Raw genomic sequence first — 18033 nt, 5'->3', positions numbered from 1 at the left:
GTCATTAAAATTGTAAATAAATATATAAAATAAAAAGGAAGCTGATGAGCATGCTGTTTTTTTATTTTTTAACGTTTGCCGCATTGGGTTTATCATTTTGGGCACAATTTAAAGTGAAGAATAATTTTGAAAAGTATTCAAAGGTGGAAGCATCCAGTATGAAAACAGGTGCTGAAACCGCTCGATATATTTTAGATCGCAACGGGTTATACGACGTGCCTGTTGAACCGGTAAGAGGAACTTTGACTGATCATTACGACCCGACGCAGCGTGTGGTTCGTTTATCTGAACCTGTGTACTACGGCCACTCCATTTCGGCCATTTCAGTCGCATCACACGAGGTTGGACATGCCTTGCAGCATCAGGAATCCTATGGTGCGCTTGTTTTGAGACATAAGATCTTTCCTGTCGTGAACTTTGCATCTGGTGTTGCTCCGCTTCTTTTCCTTGGTGGAATTTTGCTCAGCAGCCTTAACTTAATCGGGCTTGGGATCATTTTGTTCTCAGCAGCTGTATTCTTTCAGCTTGTGACATTGCCTGTCGAGTTTAATGCAAGTTCTCGTGCAAAAGATATCATTGTTTCAGAAGGAATCATTAGAAGCAGTGAAGAAAGAGGCGTGAACAAGGTGTTAAATGCTGCAGCTCTGACGTACGTAGCAGCGGCCCTTGTCTCCCTGTTTGAATTGCTCCGTTTTGTAATGATCTTCCTAAATGGCCGTAATGATTAATTGATGCCAGAGGAGGTGAGCCCTTACCATTGTTAGGTAAGGGTTTTTTTGTACATTTTAAACGTATTTTTAGTCATATTACTCATTGCTGCGACAGCATTTTTTGTTGTCACTGAATTTGCGATTGTGAAAATTAGAGGCTCTAAAATCAACCAGCTGATCGAAAGCGGGGATAAGAGAGCCATTCATGTTCAAAAGCTGATATCAAATCTTGACGAGTATTTATCCGCCTGCCAACTTGGCATTACCATCACGGCTTTAGGTCTAGGGTGGCTGGGTGAGCCGACGGTGGAGCATTTTCTGCATCCGCTGTTTGAAAAAATCGGGCTTCATTCTGCATTGACTGACATCCTTTCGTTTATCATCGCATTTGTGATCATTACATTTTTACATGTCGTTGTGGGAGAACTCGCGCCTAAAACAATTGCCATTCAAAAGGCAGAGGCGGTCAGCCTTGTGACAGCAAAACCACTCATCTTTTTCTATAAAGTCATGTACCCGTTTATTAAGGCATTAAATGGGGCTGCACGAAGCATCGTGAAATTATTTGGTTATCATTCTGTCAAAGAACATGAAGTGGCGATCAGTGAGGAAGAATTGCGTCTCATTTTATCTGAAAGCTATGAGAAGGGTGAGATTAACCAATCTGAGTACAAATATGTGAATAAAATCTTTGAATTTGATAACCGAGTGGCAAGAGAGATCATGATTCCGCGTACAGAAATTTCAGCTATAGAGATTGAACAGACATTAGAAGACGTGACCCATTATATGCTGAACGAAAGGTACACACGCTACCCTGTTATTAAAGAAGACAAAGATCATGTGATTGGTGTTATTAACAGCAAAGATGTATTTAAGGCCAGCTTTCTAAATCAAGATGTATCGATTGAAGACTTAATGCGTCCGGTGATCCGAGTGATTGAAAGCACCCCTGTTCAAGAATTGCTCATTTTGATGCAAAAGGAACGGATTCATATGTCAGTGCTCGTAGACGAATACGGAGGTACAGCGGGACTTGTCACTGTGGAGGACATATTAGAGGAAATTGTCGGAGAGATTCGAGATGAATATGATCAGGATGAAACACCTCACATCGTTAAAAAAGGTGATTTTCATTATGTGATGGATGGGAAAGCATTGATTGATGAAGTAAATGATTTATTGGATTTAGCCATTGAGAATGATGATGTTGATACAATTGCTGGCTGGATGATGACGCATAAATTTGATTTTGACATTGGGGATACGATTGAAGCAGAAGGCTGTGAATTTACGATCATTGATGCTGAAGACCACCATATTCGAACCATTGAAGTCAAAAAGGTTCACTTTTCTTAAAAACCTCGCATTGCTTGACGAGGTTTTTTTGCTTGGTAAACTTTAGATAAGAAGATTTGTTTCACATAAAAAGGGTATGGTTTTTATAGAAACGTGAAAAAGGAGCAGCTCATATGAAAAAAATCAATCTACAAACAGACAGACGCGATGATATGATCGACGTCACACATGAGGTTCTCCAATATGTCAGGGAAACAGGCATACAAAACGGAACTGTCATCGTCTATTGTCCACATACGACAGCAGGGATCACCATTAATGAAAATGCGGATCCAGATGTGAAACGAGATATGCTTCGCCGGCTTGATGAAGTTTTTCCGTGGGAACACCCAAAGGATCGCCATATGGAAGGAAATACGGCTGCACATATGAAAGCGAGTTATATGGGGGCGTCTCAGCATGTTCTCATTCATGATGGAGATCTTGTGCTTGGCACGTGGCAGGGAATCTATTTCTGTGAGTTTGACGGGCCGAGGCATCGTCATTTTTATGTACAAGTGTCGTCAAACGAGTAAGAGATGGGGGAAATAAATGGGGGACATCAAAAAGTTACTGCAAATCGAACATGGAATCATCCAAGCACCAATGGCAGGAGGAGCTGTGACACCGCAGCTGGCAGCCGCTGTTTCAAATTACGGAGGGCTTGGCAGCTTGGCAAGTGGATATGTGCAGCCTGACGATTTGAGACAGCAGATTAGACAGGTCAAACAGCTGACATCTCGCCTGTTTCAGGTCAATGTGTTTGTACCAGAGCCAATTCCAGATGTGAAAAATGAGGATGTGGCGTTTTGGGAGAAGAGACTGCCTGTATGGCCCGAAGCTCATAGGATGCCAAGCGAAGAAGAGCTGTGGGATGATTTTGAACGGAAAATCAACATTAATCTGGAAGAAGACGTTCCGATCGTTTCCTTTACATTCGCCTGTCCAAATGAACAAACGATTCACCACCTAAAACAAGAGGGAATCTTTTTAATCGGAACGGCGACAACAAAAGAGGAAGCACTGCTTCTAGAGGAAAAAGGAATGGATGCCATTGTTCTGCAAGGAAGTGAAGCAGGGGGACATCGCGGCACATTTTTACGTGCAAAAGGAGACGCCTTGGTGGGGCTGATCAGTCTGATTTCTGACGTCAAACCGCTCTGCCGTGTGCCTTTGATAGCAGCAGGAGGCATCACGGACCGATTAGGTATGAAAGCAGCGCTAGCGCTTGGAGCGGATGCGGTTCAAATCGGCACACGATTTTTAGCCAGCCAGGAAAGTGCTGCGGCAGAGGTATACAAGAAAGCCATTTTACAGGCAGAAGGCAGTGAAACGAGGGTGACAAGGCTTTTTTCTGGGAAAAGAGCGAGAGGTATTGTGAATCAGTGGATGGAGGATGAAAGTCTGCATGAAGATAGGGTTCTTCCTTACCCAGTTCAGCATGTATGCACAACACCGATGCGAAAAGCAGCTGCTGCCGGAGGTAACCCTGATCAAATGGCTCTGTGGGCAGGACAAGGCGTTGGACGTATTCACTCGATTTTAAGCGTTGAAGACATTATGCACGAACTGACGCAGACATAAAATCATGATGGGTGGTGTGACAGGATGGACATCTTAAAACATTCCTACCGAAAAAAAGGCCAGATTGAATTTTGGTTTGATGATTTCCCTCATTCTCCTGCTGTCCTTACGCCCATTCGTCATTACTATTTTGTTCGATACGTGAAATGGAGCCGGCACGACTCGCCGGTCACAAGAAAAGATTTAGAAGAAATGGAGGTCCTTGCGAACACGATGCTTGGCACACTCCAAAATTATCGTAAACGCAAGGCATACAGAAGCCCCTTGTCATAACCAATAGACAAGAGGCTTTTTTTAGCTGCCAAACATTTGCCTGAGATAAATTACATCCATCCGGGTAGTCTGCGGTAATAAATAAGCGGATTGAACCGCACCTGGCCGTCTTCTCTTATTCAGTTTGTCGATAATTTCTGCCGCTGTTAAAATTCCAAGTCCATGACCGTAATATTGATCTTCTCCTAAGTAAATCACATTTTCCCCGCGCCATTGCGACTGCTGATAGCTAAACTCTGGATTTTCGAAATATAAACAATCCCCATAGATAAAATCATTCCCGCGCTCTGTATAAATCGACAAAGTATCATAGTGCCAGTCATACAGTGTTAAACTGCGAAGTCTTCGATTAAACTTCTCCTCTCCTACTGTTTGCAAAACCCCCATATAAAACACAATGACAATCGCTGTTGCGCATTCAAATGCATATTTTGAGCCATTTTCAAAAATGTCTTGAATGCCTCTTGATGGCTCCACTTGATAGCGCAGCTCTAGTGCTCCTGCTTCCGACACACGCCAAAACGCATCATTTGCACGCGACCTTTGAAAGATGGCGAATGAGGCACCGCTTTTATTCAAATCTCTTGCAGCATTCATAATGTTCGATCTTAAAGTGACCTCAAATAACAAATCAGATGCTTGCCTATAGCGGAACGTATCATTCGAGGCCTGTAACTGCATCAAAATGATCCGCTTTTGTCCCTCTAGCTGAAACGATGCCAGCTGCTCATTTGTCACTGGCTGTCCTGAAAGGATAATCATATGAAAAGCGCCCCCTTTTGTATTAGCGTATGCAGGGTGCTTGGGCAAGGAATCAATTTGTGAAAATAAACAAAATAGCATCCTTTTTATTTGAAAAACATGAAAATACTATGAAGATGTCCGATATAAAACATATCGTTTAAAAGGAGGAAAAACATGAAAAGTGCAATAAAATGGTTGAAAAAACCATCTATTTCCAAAAGACTGATTATTTCATTCACACTTGTTCTCGTCTTGCCAATCATTACACTCAGTACGATTTCATATCAGATTGCCAAAGAAGAATTAGATCATGAAATCATGTACGGAGCAAAAGCAAGAGTCAATGATATGAATGACATGATCGAGCAAAAGCTTTTGAATAAAGAAAACGCGGTGAAACTTTTTACTCAAACAACTACTGCTGCAGACTTTAAAAAGAAAAACCAGGACGAACTGTATGAGCATTTTGAAATATACAGCAAAATCAACGAAGATGATGTAGTTGGATTTTATGCAGCAAGTAAAAATCATGATTTCATTCAGTTTCCTAAAGTAGACATGCCAAAAGGCTATGACCCAACAACACGCGATTGGTATCAGCAAGCGATGCAGGATGAAAAAGGTGAGCCAGTTGTCACCAATCCATACATTTCTGCTACAACAAACGGCATGGTGGTCACGATTGCCCAGCGCCTGAAGGACGGGTCGGGAGCGATCGGAATCGACATTGATGTGCAAGACATTGTTGATAAAATCAAAGAAATTAAAATTGGACGAGAAGGATATCCAATTATTGCAAATAAAAGCAAACAAATTGTAGCCCATCCAGAAGAAAAGTCAGGATCTGAGGTCACAGGAAATATTTCATCAATCCTTTACAGCGGCAAAGAAGGAACATCAACTTATGAGAATAAAGGAGAACAAAAACGTATCGTTTTTGTCACAAATGATTTAACAGGTTGGAAAATTGCTGGAACGATGTTTGTATCAGAAACAGAAGAAGCAGCACAGCCAGTTTGGAATTCTGCCATTATTCTTTTAATTTCTTCATTTATCCTTGGCGGTGTCGCTATCTTCTTCATTGTTCGCTCGATTACCATTGGACTGAGAAGGCTTGTTGATTTCTCAGAAAAGGTGAGTGAAGGGGATTTAACAGAAACCCTCGAAACCAAATCGAAGGATGAAATAGGAGATCTCACAAGAAGCTTCAGCAAGATGAGTGAATCTCTTCGTGACGTCATTCGCGCTGTACAGCAATCTGTCGACAACGTGGCTTCGGCTTCAGAGGAGCTGACGGCAAGTGCCAGCCAAACAAGTCAAGCAACAGAGCATATCACGATGTCAATTGAACAATTTTCAAATGGAAATGAAGCACAAAACGAGAAAGTCGAATCTAGTACGAATCAGCTTGTGGCAATGAACGAAGGATTACAAGATATGTCACAAACCTCATCTGAAGTGGCTGCTGTCTCTATTCAATCAACAGAAGCTGCTGGTCAAGGCGGCCGAATTGTTGAAAGCACAGCAAGCCAAATGAAACATATTGATACATCTGTACAAGAAGCAGAGCAGGTCATGAAAGAATTAGAATACAAATCTAAAGATATTACGAGTATTTTAAATGTCATTAATGGCATCGCGGATCAAACGAATTTACTTGCGCTTAATGCAGCAATTGAAGCAGCAAGAGCAGGTGAATCAGGACGCGGATTCTCCGTCGTTGCAGAAGAAGTGAGAAAACTAGCAGTCCAATCCGCAGATTCAGCGAAAGAAATTGAGAAGCTCATCCAAGAAATTGTGCTAGAAATTGCTAAATCTCAAGATATGTTCAAAGCAGTCAATCGAGAAGTAAACGCAGGACTCGGTATGACAGAGGAAGCAAAAGAAAGCTTCCAGCACATTTATGAGGCGGCAGAAGGAATGTCGAAAAAACTGTCGCAATTAAACGATACAGCCATTGACCTATCAAGCGGTTCAAAGCTTGTTTCACAAGCGATGCAGGAGATGCGCCAAGTCTCGAGAGAAAGCGCAGCAAACATTCAGGACATTGCGGCTTCTGCAGAAGAGCAGCTAGCATCTATGGAAGAAATCACATCTTCCTCTGTGACACTTGCCAACATGGCAGAGGAACTAAAAGAGCTCACAAGTCAATTTAAAATTAATTAAATAATGATGAAAAAGTATCCAGAATTGTCTGGGTATTTTTTTTATTTTTAAACGTCATTTCCAGCCTCTAAAAATAAACCTTTCATCCGATAATAACTTTAGAGAAGTAAAGGGGGAAAGTTAAAATGGGAAAAATGATCCAATGGTTCAAAAAACCATCCATTTCAAAGAAATTAATCATTGCCTTTTTGGTCGTCCTTATTCTGCCAACTGTGGCACTGACAATTAGTGCGTTTTTTACATCAAAGACAGAGCTAGACAAACAGATTATGGGCAGTGCGATGAGTCAAGTTAATGCATTTGATACCTTAATCAATGAGAATATTGGCAACAAATCAGATGCTGTGACACTGTTTTCAGACTCGCTCAAAGCGTCTAATCTTCAAGAAAAAAATAGAAATGCGACGATTAAAGAATTACAGCAATTTGGAAAAATTAATGAAAAAGATGTATCCGCAATCTATGCAGGCTCTGAAAAGGGATTGTTTATGCAATATCCAGTTCAAAAGATGCCAGATGGCTACGATCCAAGAGAACGTCCATGGTATCAAGAGGCATTGAAAGCAGAAAACGGCAAACAAGTCATCACAAAACCATATGTAGCAGCATCCACGGGCAAAATGGTTATCACAATTGCCCAAAAAATGAAAGATGGTTCAGGTGTCATTGGTCTTGATATGGAAATTGACAGCCTGCTCCAAAAACTAAAAGAAATCAAAATTGGGCAAAAAGGCTATGCTTTCATCATGGAGAAAGATAAAACAGTTTTAGCAGATCCAACCCAAAAGCCAGGAAGTCAAGTCAATGAAAATCTGGCCAGTATTATTTTTAAAAATAAAGAAGGAAGCGGCAGCTATACCCTCAAAGGAACAGATAAAAAGGTTGCATATGTCACCAATGAATTAACCGGCTGGAAAATTGGTGGAACGATGCTCGTATCTGAAGTAGAAGAAGCGGCAAAGCCCGTTTTCAATACAGCCATTATCGTATTCAGTGTCACACTCATTGTTGCAGGAACCCTCATTTTCTTTATCGTCCGCTCTATTTCGAAAAGATTATCCAATCTTGCCCGCTTCTCGAAAAAAGTCAGCGAAGGTGATTTACGCGATAAGCTTCAGATCCAGTCAGATGACGAAATTGGACAAGTTGGTAAAGGCTTTAATACGATGATTGACTCATTGCGATCTCTCATTGGAGCCGTTCAAACTTCAGTCGAGAATGTCGCATCTTCATCAGAAGAACTGACTGCCAGCGCAGGACAAACAAGTAAAGCAACAGAGCATATTACACTAGCCATTGAACAATTCTCCAGCGGAAATGAAAGCCAAAATGATAAAGTCGAATTGAGCTCAGAAGAGTTAGAGGAAATGAACCGCGGTCTTCAGAATATGAATGAATCGGCTGAATCCATTACTGCTTCATCGATCAAATCAACAGATATCGCAGGGGAAGGCGGCCAGCTTGTTGAAAAAACCGCTTCTCAAATGAATGTCATTGATCAGTCCGTGAAAAAAGCAGAGAATGTCATCAGTGCACTTGAAAGTAAATCGAAAGACATTACCCAAATTCTCGGTGTCATCAATGGAATTGCCGATCAAACGAATTTACTTGCGCTAAATGCAGCGATTGAGGCAGCAAGAGCTGGTGAATCTGGCAGAGGATTCTCCGTTGTAGCAGAAGAAGTAAGAAAACTGGCGGTTCAATCTGCCAACTCGGCAAAAGAAATTGAGAATTTGATTAAAGAAATCGTACAAGATATTGACGTATCACAGGAAGTATTCACTGCGGTGAATCGAGAGGTTCAATCAGGCCTAAGCTTCACTGAACAAACGAAAGTAAGCTTCCACAATATTTTCGAAATGACAAAAGAAATTTCTGACCAGCTTCAAACGATGAATCAAACCGTTGTTCAGCTTTCAAAAGGCTCGGCACATGTGTCAGAGGCTGTTCGTGAGATCGCAGACGTATCACGTGAAAGCTCGGCAAATATTCAAGACATTGCGGCTTCAGCAGAAGAACAGCTGGCATCAATGGAAGAAATCAGCTCGTCCTCTGCCACACTCTCTTCGATGGCAGAAGAATTACGCGATTTAATTAGCAAATTTAAGGTTGAATAGACAGGAAGAAAAGAGCCTCCAGATAGAGGCTCTTTTTCATTGAGTAAATCAAAAGAAATGGGTAATTATACTTATTTTTTGGGTTTTTTGAACATTATTCCTTGAAAAATAATTCATATTACCTAAGAATAGAAGAGGAAGACCACAAATCATAAATCAAAAGGAGTAGAGTCATGAAAAAAATCAACTTTTTTAAGCACTTTACGATGTCGAAGAAATTAATTACTGCATTCTTAGCGATTCTCCTAGTGCCAATTCTCGTATTGGCTGCATTTTCTTATGAAGTGGCATCAAAGTCTCTTAATGATGAGATTATGTCTAGTGCTGCAAATGGTGTTCAACAATTAAACGAACTCATTAATAAAGATATACAGCCTAAAATTGACATGGTTTCATACTTATCTAAATCGATCAAAAAGGGTGAATTGACTGCTAAAAACAAAGATTTACTCAAAGTGAAATTAGAGCAATTATCGGAAACAGATGACGATGTAGTAGAAGTATTTGTTGCAGATCAAAATGGTAAACTAACTGAATATTCGGAGATTCACAAAGGTAATGCAAAGAGCGCAAAAAATGAAACTTGGTTTCAGAAATCGATGGGAGAGAAGAAACTCATCATTTCAGATCCTTTTGCCGATAAGTCATCAGATGACCTGCTCATCACAATATCAGAACAGCTAGCAGATGGATCTGGTGTGATCGGGGTGAATGTACGCTTAAATACGGTTGTAAAAGATACAAACAGCATCAAAATTGGCCAAGAAGGCTATGCGTTTATCGCCACATCAGATCAGCGTTATGTGGCCCATAAAACCGATAAGGCTGGGACAAAGCTGACTGGTGACTTCATCTCAAAACTATATGATAAAAAAGAAGGCAGCTTTGAATATGAATACAATGGCCAGCCGAAGCAAATGTTTTTTGACACAAATGAAGCAACCGGCTGGAAGCTTGCTGGAACGATGTATGTGAATGAAGTAAAAGAAGCCGCACAGCCAGTGCTCGACTTAACAATGATCATTCTTGCGGCTGCGATTGCCATTGGCGGAATCGCGATTTATTTTATTATTAAATCGATTCGAAAGCCACTGATAGAGCTCTCTGAATCGGCTGAAAAAATCAGTCAAGGTGATTTGACCCAGCATATTGAAGTTCGTACGCACGATGAAATTGGTAAGCTAGCGCAAAGCTTTAACGACATGTCAGCAAAGCTGAAGCAAGTCATTCAAGCTGTCCAAAATTCCATTGAAAATGTTGCTGCTTCGTCTGAAGAGTTAACGGCAAGTGCAGGACAGACAGCTCAAGCGACCGAGCATATCACATCATCTATTGAACAGTTCTCAAACAGCACTGAACATCAAAATGATATGATCGAAAAAAGCTCAGTTCAGTTAAACGAAATGGATCGGAGCTTATCGCATATGGTCGACACAACCTCTCATATGATGGAATCGTCGATCGAATCGAGCAAAACTGCTCAGGCTGGAGGAGAACTCGTTCAAAAAACAGCAGGTCAAATGCAAACGATTGAGCAGGCAGTAAAAGAAGCAGAGCTTGTCATTGCAGGCTTGGAGCAGAAATCAAAGGATATTACAAACATTCTTGGGGTCATCAACGGTATTGCGGATCAAACGAATCTCCTTGCTTTAAACGCTGCGATCGAAGCCGCACGAGCAGGTGAAGCAGGCAGAGGCTTCTCTGTTGTCGCAGAAGAAGTCCGCAAGCTGGCAGAGCAGTCAGGAAGCTCTTCAAAAGAAATTGAAAGCCTGACGAACGAAATTGTGGAGGAAATAGAAAAATCGCAGAAAATGTTTAAACAAGTAGCAGGTGAAGTACAATCTGGATTAAACATTACAGATGAAACGAAAGTGAGTTTTGAGAAAATCACTGATAAAACATCAGAAATGACAGAACAAATGAAACAAATGAACAGATCAGCCGAAGAGCTATCGCATGGCTCAAATGATATTTCTCATGCGGTGAATCAAATCAAAGAGCTCTCAAGAGAAAGCTCAGCAGGCTTCCAAGATATCGCGGCATCAGCAGAAGAACAGCTTGCATCTATGGAAGAGATCAGCTCATCTTCTGCCACTTTATCTCAGATGGCAGAAGAACTAAGGGAGCTTATTAAACAATTTAAAATGTAAGAGAGTAGCGAAACACCTGACGCCAAAACGTCAGGTGTTTCAGCGTGTAGACAAACCCTCGCATTTGGTGTCAGGTCTGCGTGCCGGTGCTCACGAATCTTTTATTCGCTCCGCTCCGGTACTCGTCCTTCCTAGACTGCAAAGGTTTTCTATCACACTGAAAAAGAAGACAAAGGGCTAAAATCAAGAACATTTTAGCCCTTTGTCAACAATCTTAAGCACCTGACGCCAAAACGTCAGGTGTTTTTCCATTCGATGCATATAAATTGGGTAATTTGGACTTATTTAGACTTTAATAAGTTAAAAAAGTAAAGAACCTAGTAGTACTTCCGATATATATACTATCTTACTAAAAGGAGTTTTCTTTTTTATGAAATTCATACAGTATTTCAGAAAGCCATCTATTTCAAAAAAGCTCGTATTCTCTTTCTTATTTATTCTTTTATGTCCAATCATTGTATTGGCATTCTCTTCATACCATACGGCAAGCACCTCTTTAAATGATCAAATTATGCAAAGTGCAAAGGAAAACGTAGAGCAGCTAGATAAAAATATTACGAAGGTTGTCAAAGTGAAAACAGACGCAGCCGATTTCTTTAGCAAATGGATCACGGAGAAAAAGCTCAAGCAAAAAGGAACGACCGATATTCAAGGACGCTTTGAGCAGTTCATGAGTATGAATGATGACACAGAAGGCATTTTTGTCGCTTCAAGTGACGGCAAAGTGTTTTCAAGATATCCTAATCAAAAAATGCCTGCAGGTTATGTCGCAACTGAGAGGGATTGGTACAAAGACGGCTGGGCGAAAAACGGTGAGCTGTCTGTTTCAGCCCCATATGCAACGGCTTCAACCGGTACACTTGTGGTAACCATTTCTAAAAAACTAGAGGATGGATCAGGCGTCATCGCGATGAACCTAGACATTGCGAATCTAGTTAAAGAGTCCAATAGCATTAACATTGGGAAACAAGGCTATGCCTTTATTGGAAGTCCAGACCGTACATATGTGGCACATCCAACGAAAAAAGCAGGAACAAAATTATCTGGTGAATGGTTAGAAAAAATGTATTCACAAGATAACGGATCTATGAGCTATATGTTTGAAGGAAAAGAAAAGCAGATGGAGTTCACCACAAACAAGGCGACTGGCTGGAAAATTGTCGGGACGATGTTTGTCAGTGAAGTAGAAGAAGCTGCACAGCCAGTCTTTAACATGGCCGCCATCATTTTAGCCGGCGCGCTTATCATTGGCGGGATTCTGATCTTCTTTATCATCCGTTCCATTACAAAACCACTTTCCACTCTTGTCTCTTCTTCGAAGAAGATCAGTCAGGGAGATTTAACAGAAAAAATTGATGTCCGCTCAAAAGATGAAATTGGACAGCTTGGCACAAGCTTTAATGAAATGAGTGAGTCCCTAAGAGATGTCATTCAAGCAGTACAAACATCTGTTGAGAATGTTGCTTCATCATCTGAAGAACTGACGGCAAGCGCAGGTCAAACAACTAAAGCAACCGAACATATCACATCATCTATTGAAACATTCTCTAACGGCAACGAAAATCAAAACGAAATGGTGGAACAAAGCGCGGTTCATTTAAAACAAATGAATGAAGGACTGAACGAAGTTGCCGAAACGTCTGATGTCATCACAGCGTCATCTGTTCAATCAAAAACAGTCGCAGAAACAGGCGGACAGCTTGTGGAGCAGACTGTTGGCCAAATGAAGACGATTGACCATTCAGTGAAAGAAGCTGAAGGCGTGATCAACGGGCTAGAGCATAAATCAAAAGATATCACAAACATCCTAGGCGTGATTAACGGCATTGCGGATCAAACGAATTTACTTGCACTAAATGCTGCCATTGAAGCAGCACGCGCAGGTGAATCAGGCAGAGGCTTCTCTGTTGTTGCGGAAGAAGTGCGTAAACTAGCGGTTCAATCATCGGATTCAGCAAAAGAGATTGAAAAGCTTGTGAATGAAATCGTTACTGAAATCGAAACATCTCAAAATATGTTCAAAGCAGTGAATGAAGAAGTGAAAAGTGGTCTTACTATTACAGATCAAACGAAAGAAAGTTTCTCACAAATAAATGAGCAAACAGCGGAAATCGCAGCAAGAATGAATGAAATGAATACAACGGTGCGCGAGCTGTCGAAAGGATCTGAGCAAATTTCTAAAGCAGTAAATGAAATTGCAGATGTATCAAGAGAGAGTTCAGCAAGCATCCAAGATATCGCAGCATCTGCTGAAGAGCAGCTTGCTTCTATGGAAGAGATTAGTTCTTCATCCACAACTCTTTCCCAAATGGCGGAAGAATTACGTGATTTAATTAAAAAATTCAAGATCAGCGAATAAGGTCAAGTGGTTCTCCTCAAGGGGAACCGCTTTTCTTTTTAAGAGGACATCTCGTACAATAGAGGAAATCGAAAGAAGAGGAGAGATAGTATGCGTTTATCAGATAAGAAGGTCATTGCGTTTGTCAGCGATGATTTTGAAGATTTAGAGCTATGGTATCCGGTTCTGCGTTTAAGAGAAGAAGGGGCGACTGTCCATCTTGTAGGTGAAAAAGCAAATCATGAGTACATCGGGAAGTATGGTGTGCCGGCGGTATCTGATGCAGATTTTTATTCCATACAAGCTGATGATTATGATGCTGTGCTAGTCCCTGGCGGATGGGCGCCTGATAAACTGCGCCGTTATCCAGAAGTATTAGACATCGTCCGTACATTTGATGCGAAGGCAAAACCAATCGGTCAGATTTGTCATGCCGGCTGGGTGCTGATATCAGCAGGAATCCTGAAAGGCAGACAAGTGACAAGTACACCTGGTATTAAAGATGATATGACAAATGCTGGTGCGGACTGGTTCGATGAGGCAGTTGTCACAGATGGCCACCTCATCTCCAGCAGACGCCCGCCGGACCTTCCGCCGTATGTGAAAGCATTTGCGGATGTGTTAGCCGCAAAATAAACGACTGACACGAAACATAAAAAACAAAGGGCGAACAAATCAATCATTCGCCCTTTGTTCATCATTTCATGCCCTATACATTTTGTCTGTCGGCAGGATACATCACGCCCATTTGTCTTCTCGCTTCGTCCATTACGGACATGGTTTGAACAGATAGGGCAAATGTATTAACGGGAGACTGCCCCATTCCCTGCTGAATACACTCAATAAAATGATTGATTTCATAAGACATAGCTGGCTGATCATCTTTGAGAGAGATGTCAGTTTGATGTCCGTCACGGTCGTGTATCGTGATTCGTGAAGGACGGTGGAATTGATCAATCACCATGGTGGCATCCTCGCCTTGAATTTCAGCCGATAAATGAGACGTTGAAATTTTAGAATGAAAAAGAAGTGCTTGATGCCCGTCATACTGTAAAAGGACTGAACCGTTCCCATCCACACCAGAAGAAAGCTTATAGCCTCTTGCGGTGATTTGATTCGGCAGACCAAATAAGTATATGACTGGGTAAACGAGGTACACCCCGATATCCATTAAAGAACCGTTGGATAGCTCAGGCTTAAAGGCATTTGGAAGCTCGCCGCTTCGATAGGCATCGTATCTTGAAGAATATTTACAGTAATGCGCGACCACTTGCCTGATAGGTCCAAGCTGATCAAGATGCTGTTTGATTTGAAGGAAATTAGGCAGAAATGTCGTTTTCATCGCTTCCATCAAACACACTTGATGTTTTTTCGCTGCGGCAATCATTTCTTCCACTTCTTTTCGATGAGAGGCGAATGGTTTTTCGCATAAAACATGCTTTTGATGCCCCATCATCAACATGGCTTGCTCTTTATGAAGGGCATTTGGACTCGCAATATACACGGCATCAAACGTATCACTTTCCGCCATTTGTTGTAAGTTCGTAAAAACCGTATCAATCCCATATTTTTCGGCAAAGGCCTGTCCTTTTTCAGCGGACCGTGAATAGACGGCTGTACATGTAAAATCAGCTAGTTCTTCACCAGCTTGTAAGAACCGATCTGTAATCCAGTTCGTTCCGATGACAGCAAATCGAATCATGTGATTCCCTCCTTCTGCTTTTCTCTGATTATACATGCTTTGAAAGCGTTTGTATGAAAGAATATTCTTTTTATTGCAAAGCGGATGAAACCTTTATATAGGCTGATGCGTCTTACATAAAGGATATAAATGTACGAAAAGTGGGTAGTTTCTTCCTTCTTCGGGTAATACTCAGGATAGAAGGGAGAGGAGGAAACATGAAGCGCGTCCTGCATATAGGAAGTACATACATCTTTGCGCTTTTATTCATAGCGGCTGGTATTTTTCATGTGATAGAGCCGAGCGGCTTTGCCCGCATGATGCCAGGCTGGCGATTTCCATATGTAATGGTCTATGCGACTGCATGTCTTGAATGGCTGCTGGCCGTGCTGCTGCTTTTGCCAAATGTCAGGATTGCAGCGGCAAAATCCATTGCTGTCTATCTTGTACTCATTTTCCCTGCAAACTTATTTGCTGCTCGTGAGGGAATACCATTTCCAGGTCAAGAAAATACAGAACAAGCCTTGCTATGGATAAGGCTTATTGGACAGCCGATTCTCATTGTATGGGCAATGTCCATTGCAAAATGGGAAAAAAAGCTCAAACAATGACGACCATAATCATGATCAAGTAGTGTACAATTTACTCATAAAATAGCCCGTGTTTGGAGGAACAATATGAATTCTATGCAAATGTGGAGCAGTCGATTTAGAAAATTTTTTCTTGATAACAAGTTTGTTCTCTTTTTACTCGTCCTGTTATTAATTGGATTGAATATCCTTGTTTTCATGAAAACATCATTTATTTTCACACCGCTCATTGTACTCGTCAAAACCATTGCCTTACCGATTATTTTAACGGGAGTCGTGTATTATTTATTAAATCCAATTGTTAACTTGTTAGAGAAAGCAAGAATCAAGCGGATCTATTCCATTTTGCTTTTATATATTGTCATTATTGGGATTATTACAGTGACCATCGTGTCCATTATTCCTTTTTTACAAGCTCAAACCATGAGTCTATTTCATAATCTTCCGAAATACGTCGATACGGTAGAAGATCAAATTAGACAATTAACAGGAAGTAACTTTATTAATCAAGTGCAAAACTCGATGAACTTTAACGTGTCTGAATTGGTAAGTAAAGCATCCAGTCAAGCGACGAAGATTTTGGAAAGCACCTTTACCGGTGTAGGAACATTCTTAGGGGCGCTCACAGAAGTCATTATCTCGATCGTGACTGTGCCGTTTATTCTGTTTTATCTATTAAAAGACGGCAAAAAGCTGCCTGACTATCTATTGAAATTTTTCCCAAGTAAAATGAGGGAACATACACATATCATGCTTCACGAAATGAACCACCGTCTAAGCTCGTATATTCGCGGACAGATCATTGTCAGCTTCTGTATCGGTGTTCTTCTGTTAATCGGTTATATGATCATTGGACTTGACTATGCGCTGCTGCTCGCTATCATTGCTGCATGTACAAGCATAGTGCCTTACCTTGGTCCAACAATTGCGATTACACCAGCGATTGTGATTGCACTTGTGACGTCACCAGTAATGCTGCTAAAACTTATTATAGTCTGGACAGTGGTTCAGCTCGTTGAAGGGAAATTCATTTCTCCTCAGGTGATGGGGAAAAACCTTCATATTCATCCCATTACGATTATTTTTGTTATATTAACAGCTGGTAAATTGTTCAACGTGGTCGGCATCATTGTCGCTATTCCGACGTATGCCGTTCTGAAGGTCATCACGACTCACTTATTTGATTGGTTCAAAATGCGGTCCAATTTGTATAAAGAAGAAAAGGTTTGATGTCATAATCTTTTTTTGAAAAAAATATAGTATCATAAAGACGAGCTTTCGATGAAGGAAGCTTGTCTTTATGTGGACATAGATGTTTGGCGTGTTCAAAAGATCAGAATTGAAAGGAAAGAAAATCATGAATCTATGGGATTTATTCGTGGCACTGGTTTTAGGAATTGTCGAAGGATTAACAGAGTACGCACCTGTTTCATCTACAGGTCACATGATCATTGTCGATGATCTTTGGTTAAAATCAAAGGAAATTATTACGCCAGAAGCGGCCAACACATTTAAAGTCGTGATTCAGTTAGGCTCAATTTTAGCTGTCATGATCGTGTTTAAAGATCGTATTTTAAACTTATTGGGCTTAAAGAAAAATATCACCGAAGAGCAAAAGCGCAGCGGGCATAAACTGACCATCGCCCAAATTGCAGTTGGACTTGTTCCAGCCGTCATTTTAGGATTTCTATTTGAAGATTATATTGATAAATACTTATTTGACGTCAGAACAGTCGCTGTCGGTTTGATTTTAGGGGCAGTTCTGATGCTTGTCGCTGACTGGATCAATAAACGGAAATCAGAAACAAGCTCTGTCGATAACATGACTTACAGACAGGCGCTTTATATTGGACTGTTTCAATGTTTAGCATTATGGCCAGGATTTTCGCGCTCAGGTTCGACGATCGCAGGCGGGGTTATTCTTGGTTTGAATCACCGTGCTGCGGCAGACTTTACATTTATCATGGCGATGCCGATTATGGCAGGAGCAAGCTTGTTAACCCTTGTGAAAAATGCCGAATATTTAACACCGGATATGCTGTCATTCTTTATCGTCGGCTTTGTGAGTGCGTTTGTTGTGGCTCTCTTTGTTGTTCGATTCTTCCTAAAACTGATCAATAAAATCAAACTGGTGCCTTTTGCGATATATCGAATTATCCTAGGTGTGATTTTATTTATCCTGTTCATGTAATACTGTAAACTACTCTTTTATAAGAGTAGTTTTTTTGTTATTTCGCCTAATTAAACAGTAAAAATACCCTCTTAATTGGTAGAATAAGAATTTTTTTCATAAATTAGTGTTTAAGAGACAGATGAAGGGGTAGTACATAAACATACCAATT

The 18033-nt window shown here is 41.0% G+C and carries 15 protein-coding genes; 13 read left to right on the top strand and 2 right to left on the bottom strand.

Annotated elements, in window-relative coordinates; all coding sequences use genetic code 11:
• The first annotated feature begins 53 nt into the window (after positions 1–53).
• The 5 genes from MHB69_RS15015 (at position 54) to MHB69_RS14995 (ending at position 3905) form a co-directional block, all read left to right on the top strand.
• Positions 54–728, top strand: a complete 675-nt coding sequence (locus tag MHB69_RS15015) for a zinc metallopeptidase (RefSeq protein ID WP_024423288.1) — start codon at positions 54–56, stop codon at positions 726–728.
• A 48-nt stretch (positions 729–776) separates the two neighbouring features.
• Positions 777–2069, top strand: a complete 1293-nt coding sequence (locus MHB69_RS15010; protein WP_024423287.1) for a hemolysin family protein — start codon at positions 777–779, stop codon at positions 2067–2069.
• Between the two features lie 113 nt (positions 2070–2182).
• Positions 2183–2584: a secondary thiamine-phosphate synthase enzyme YjbQ gene (locus MHB69_RS15005; RefSeq protein ID WP_034282527.1), complete on the top strand. Its 402-nt coding sequence runs from the start codon at positions 2183–2185 to the stop codon at positions 2582–2584.
• Positions 2585–2600: 16 nt separating this feature from the next.
• Positions 2601–3632: a nitronate monooxygenase gene (locus tag MHB69_RS15000; RefSeq protein WP_342495739.1), complete on the top strand. Its 1032-nt coding sequence runs from the start codon at positions 2601–2603 to the stop codon at positions 3630–3632.
• A gap of 24 nt (positions 3633–3656) precedes the next feature.
• Positions 3657–3905 (top strand): hypothetical protein, encoded by a 249-nt coding sequence (locus MHB69_RS14995; protein ID WP_034282525.1) that lies wholly within the window; start codon positions 3657–3659, stop codon positions 3903–3905.
• A gap of 21 nt (positions 3906–3926) precedes the next feature.
• Here MHB69_RS14995 and MHB69_RS14990 read toward each other — a convergent pair whose 3' ends face one another.
• Complete coding sequence (locus tag MHB69_RS14990; RefSeq protein ID WP_041115839.1) at positions 3927–4667, bottom strand: protein-glutamine gamma-glutamyltransferase; 741 nt, start codon at positions 4665–4667, stop codon at positions 3927–3929.
• Positions 4668–4823: 156 nt separating this feature from the next.
• Between MHB69_RS14990 and MHB69_RS14985 the strand changes: the two genes are divergently transcribed.
• The 5 genes from MHB69_RS14985 (at position 4824) to MHB69_RS14965 (ending at position 14056) form a co-directional block, all read left to right on the top strand.
• Positions 4824–6815, top strand: coding sequence for a methyl-accepting chemotaxis protein (locus tag MHB69_RS14985; protein ID WP_046313378.1), 1992 nt, complete (start codon positions 4824–4826; stop codon positions 6813–6815).
• Between the two features lie 125 nt (positions 6816–6940).
• Positions 6941–8932, top strand: coding sequence for a methyl-accepting chemotaxis protein (locus MHB69_RS14980; RefSeq protein WP_041115843.1), 1992 nt, complete (start codon positions 6941–6943; stop codon positions 8930–8932).
• 173 nt (positions 8933–9105) lie between these two features.
• On the top strand, positions 9106–11082 hold the full coding sequence (locus tag MHB69_RS14975) for a methyl-accepting chemotaxis protein (RefSeq protein WP_041115845.1): 1977 nt from the start codon (positions 9106–9108) through the stop codon (positions 11080–11082).
• Between the two features lie 370 nt (positions 11083–11452).
• The gene (locus MHB69_RS14970) at positions 11453–13441 is read left to right on the top strand and encodes a methyl-accepting chemotaxis protein (RefSeq protein ID WP_342495738.1); all 1989 of its coding nucleotides are present in this window, start codon (positions 11453–11455) and stop codon (positions 13439–13441) included.
• A gap of 90 nt (positions 13442–13531) precedes the next feature.
• Positions 13532–14056 (top strand): type 1 glutamine amidotransferase domain-containing protein, encoded by a 525-nt coding sequence (locus MHB69_RS14965; RefSeq protein ID WP_024423278.1) that lies wholly within the window; start codon positions 13532–13534, stop codon positions 14054–14056.
• A 73-nt stretch (positions 14057–14129) separates the two neighbouring features.
• On the opposite strand, the gene MHB69_RS14960 is transcribed toward MHB69_RS14965, so the two are convergent.
• On the bottom strand, positions 14130–15122 hold the full coding sequence (locus MHB69_RS14960) for a Gfo/Idh/MocA family oxidoreductase (RefSeq protein WP_070325954.1): 993 nt from the start codon (positions 15120–15122) through the stop codon (positions 14130–14132).
• 197 nt (positions 15123–15319) lie between these two features.
• On the opposite strand from MHB69_RS14960, the gene MHB69_RS14955 reads away from it, so the two are divergent.
• From MHB69_RS14955 to MHB69_RS14945, 3 genes are all read left to right on the top strand, one after another.
• Positions 15320–15712: a DoxX family protein gene (locus MHB69_RS14955; protein ID WP_342495737.1), complete on the top strand. Its 393-nt coding sequence runs from the start codon at positions 15320–15322 to the stop codon at positions 15710–15712.
• A 66-nt stretch (positions 15713–15778) separates the two neighbouring features.
• On the top strand, positions 15779–16921 hold the full coding sequence (locus MHB69_RS14950; protein WP_024423275.1) for an AI-2E family transporter: 1143 nt from the start codon (positions 15779–15781) through the stop codon (positions 16919–16921).
• Positions 16922–17048: 127 nt separating this feature from the next.
• The gene (locus MHB69_RS14945) at positions 17049–17882 is read left to right on the top strand and encodes an undecaprenyl-diphosphate phosphatase (protein ID WP_034282702.1); all 834 of its coding nucleotides are present in this window, start codon (positions 17049–17051) and stop codon (positions 17880–17882) included.
• Positions 17883–18033: the final 151 nt, after the last annotated feature.

This window comes from Bacillus sp. FSL K6-0994 (assembly GCF_038630815.1).
In the GTDB taxonomy this organism is placed as follows: Bacteria; Bacillota; Bacilli; order Bacillales; family Bacillaceae; genus Bacillus; species Bacillus safensis.
The sequence above is the reverse complement of the archived record's forward strand: the minus strand, read 5'-3'. Positions and strand labels throughout refer to the sequence as shown.

Bases quoted from the DNA above. Each gene is read 5' to 3' on its own strand.
- MHB69_RS14965 (WP_024423278.1), top strand. From the start codon at position 13,532: ATGCGTTTATCAGATAAGAAGGTCATTGCGTTTGTCAGCGATGATTTT.
- MHB69_RS14945 (WP_034282702.1), top strand. From the start codon at position 17,049: ATGAATCTATGGGATTTATTCGTGGCACTGGTTTTAGGAATTGTCGAA.
- MHB69_RS14960 (WP_070325954.1), bottom strand. From the start codon at position 15,122: ATGATTCGATTTGCTGTCATCGGAACGAACTGGATTACAGATCGGTTC.
- MHB69_RS15005 (WP_034282527.1), top strand. From the start codon at position 2,183: ATGAAAAAAATCAATCTACAAACAGACAGACGCGATGATATGATCGAC.
- MHB69_RS14975 (WP_041115845.1), top strand. From the start codon at position 9,106: ATGAAAAAAATCAACTTTTTTAAGCACTTTACGATGTCGAAGAAATTA.
- MHB69_RS14995 (WP_034282525.1), top strand. From the start codon at position 3,657: ATGGACATCTTAAAACATTCCTACCGAAAAAAAGGCCAGATTGAATTT.
- MHB69_RS14955 (WP_342495737.1), top strand. From the start codon at position 15,320: ATGAAGCGCGTCCTGCATATAGGAAGTACATACATCTTTGCGCTTTTA.
- MHB69_RS15000 (WP_342495739.1), top strand. From the start codon at position 2,601: ATGGGGGACATCAAAAAGTTACTGCAAATCGAACATGGAATCATCCAA.
- MHB69_RS14970 (WP_342495738.1), top strand. From the start codon at position 11,453: ATGAAATTCATACAGTATTTCAGAAAGCCATCTATTTCAAAAAAGCTC.
- MHB69_RS14980 (WP_041115843.1), top strand. From the start codon at position 6,941: ATGGGAAAAATGATCCAATGGTTCAAAAAACCATCCATTTCAAAGAAA.
- MHB69_RS14985 (WP_046313378.1), top strand. From the start codon at position 4,824: ATGAAAAGTGCAATAAAATGGTTGAAAAAACCATCTATTTCCAAAAGA.
- MHB69_RS14950 (WP_024423275.1), top strand. From the start codon at position 15,779: ATGAATTCTATGCAAATGTGGAGCAGTCGATTTAGAAAATTTTTTCTT.
- MHB69_RS14990 (WP_041115839.1), bottom strand. From the start codon at position 4,667: ATGATTATCCTTTCAGGACAGCCAGTGACAAATGAGCAGCTGGCATCG.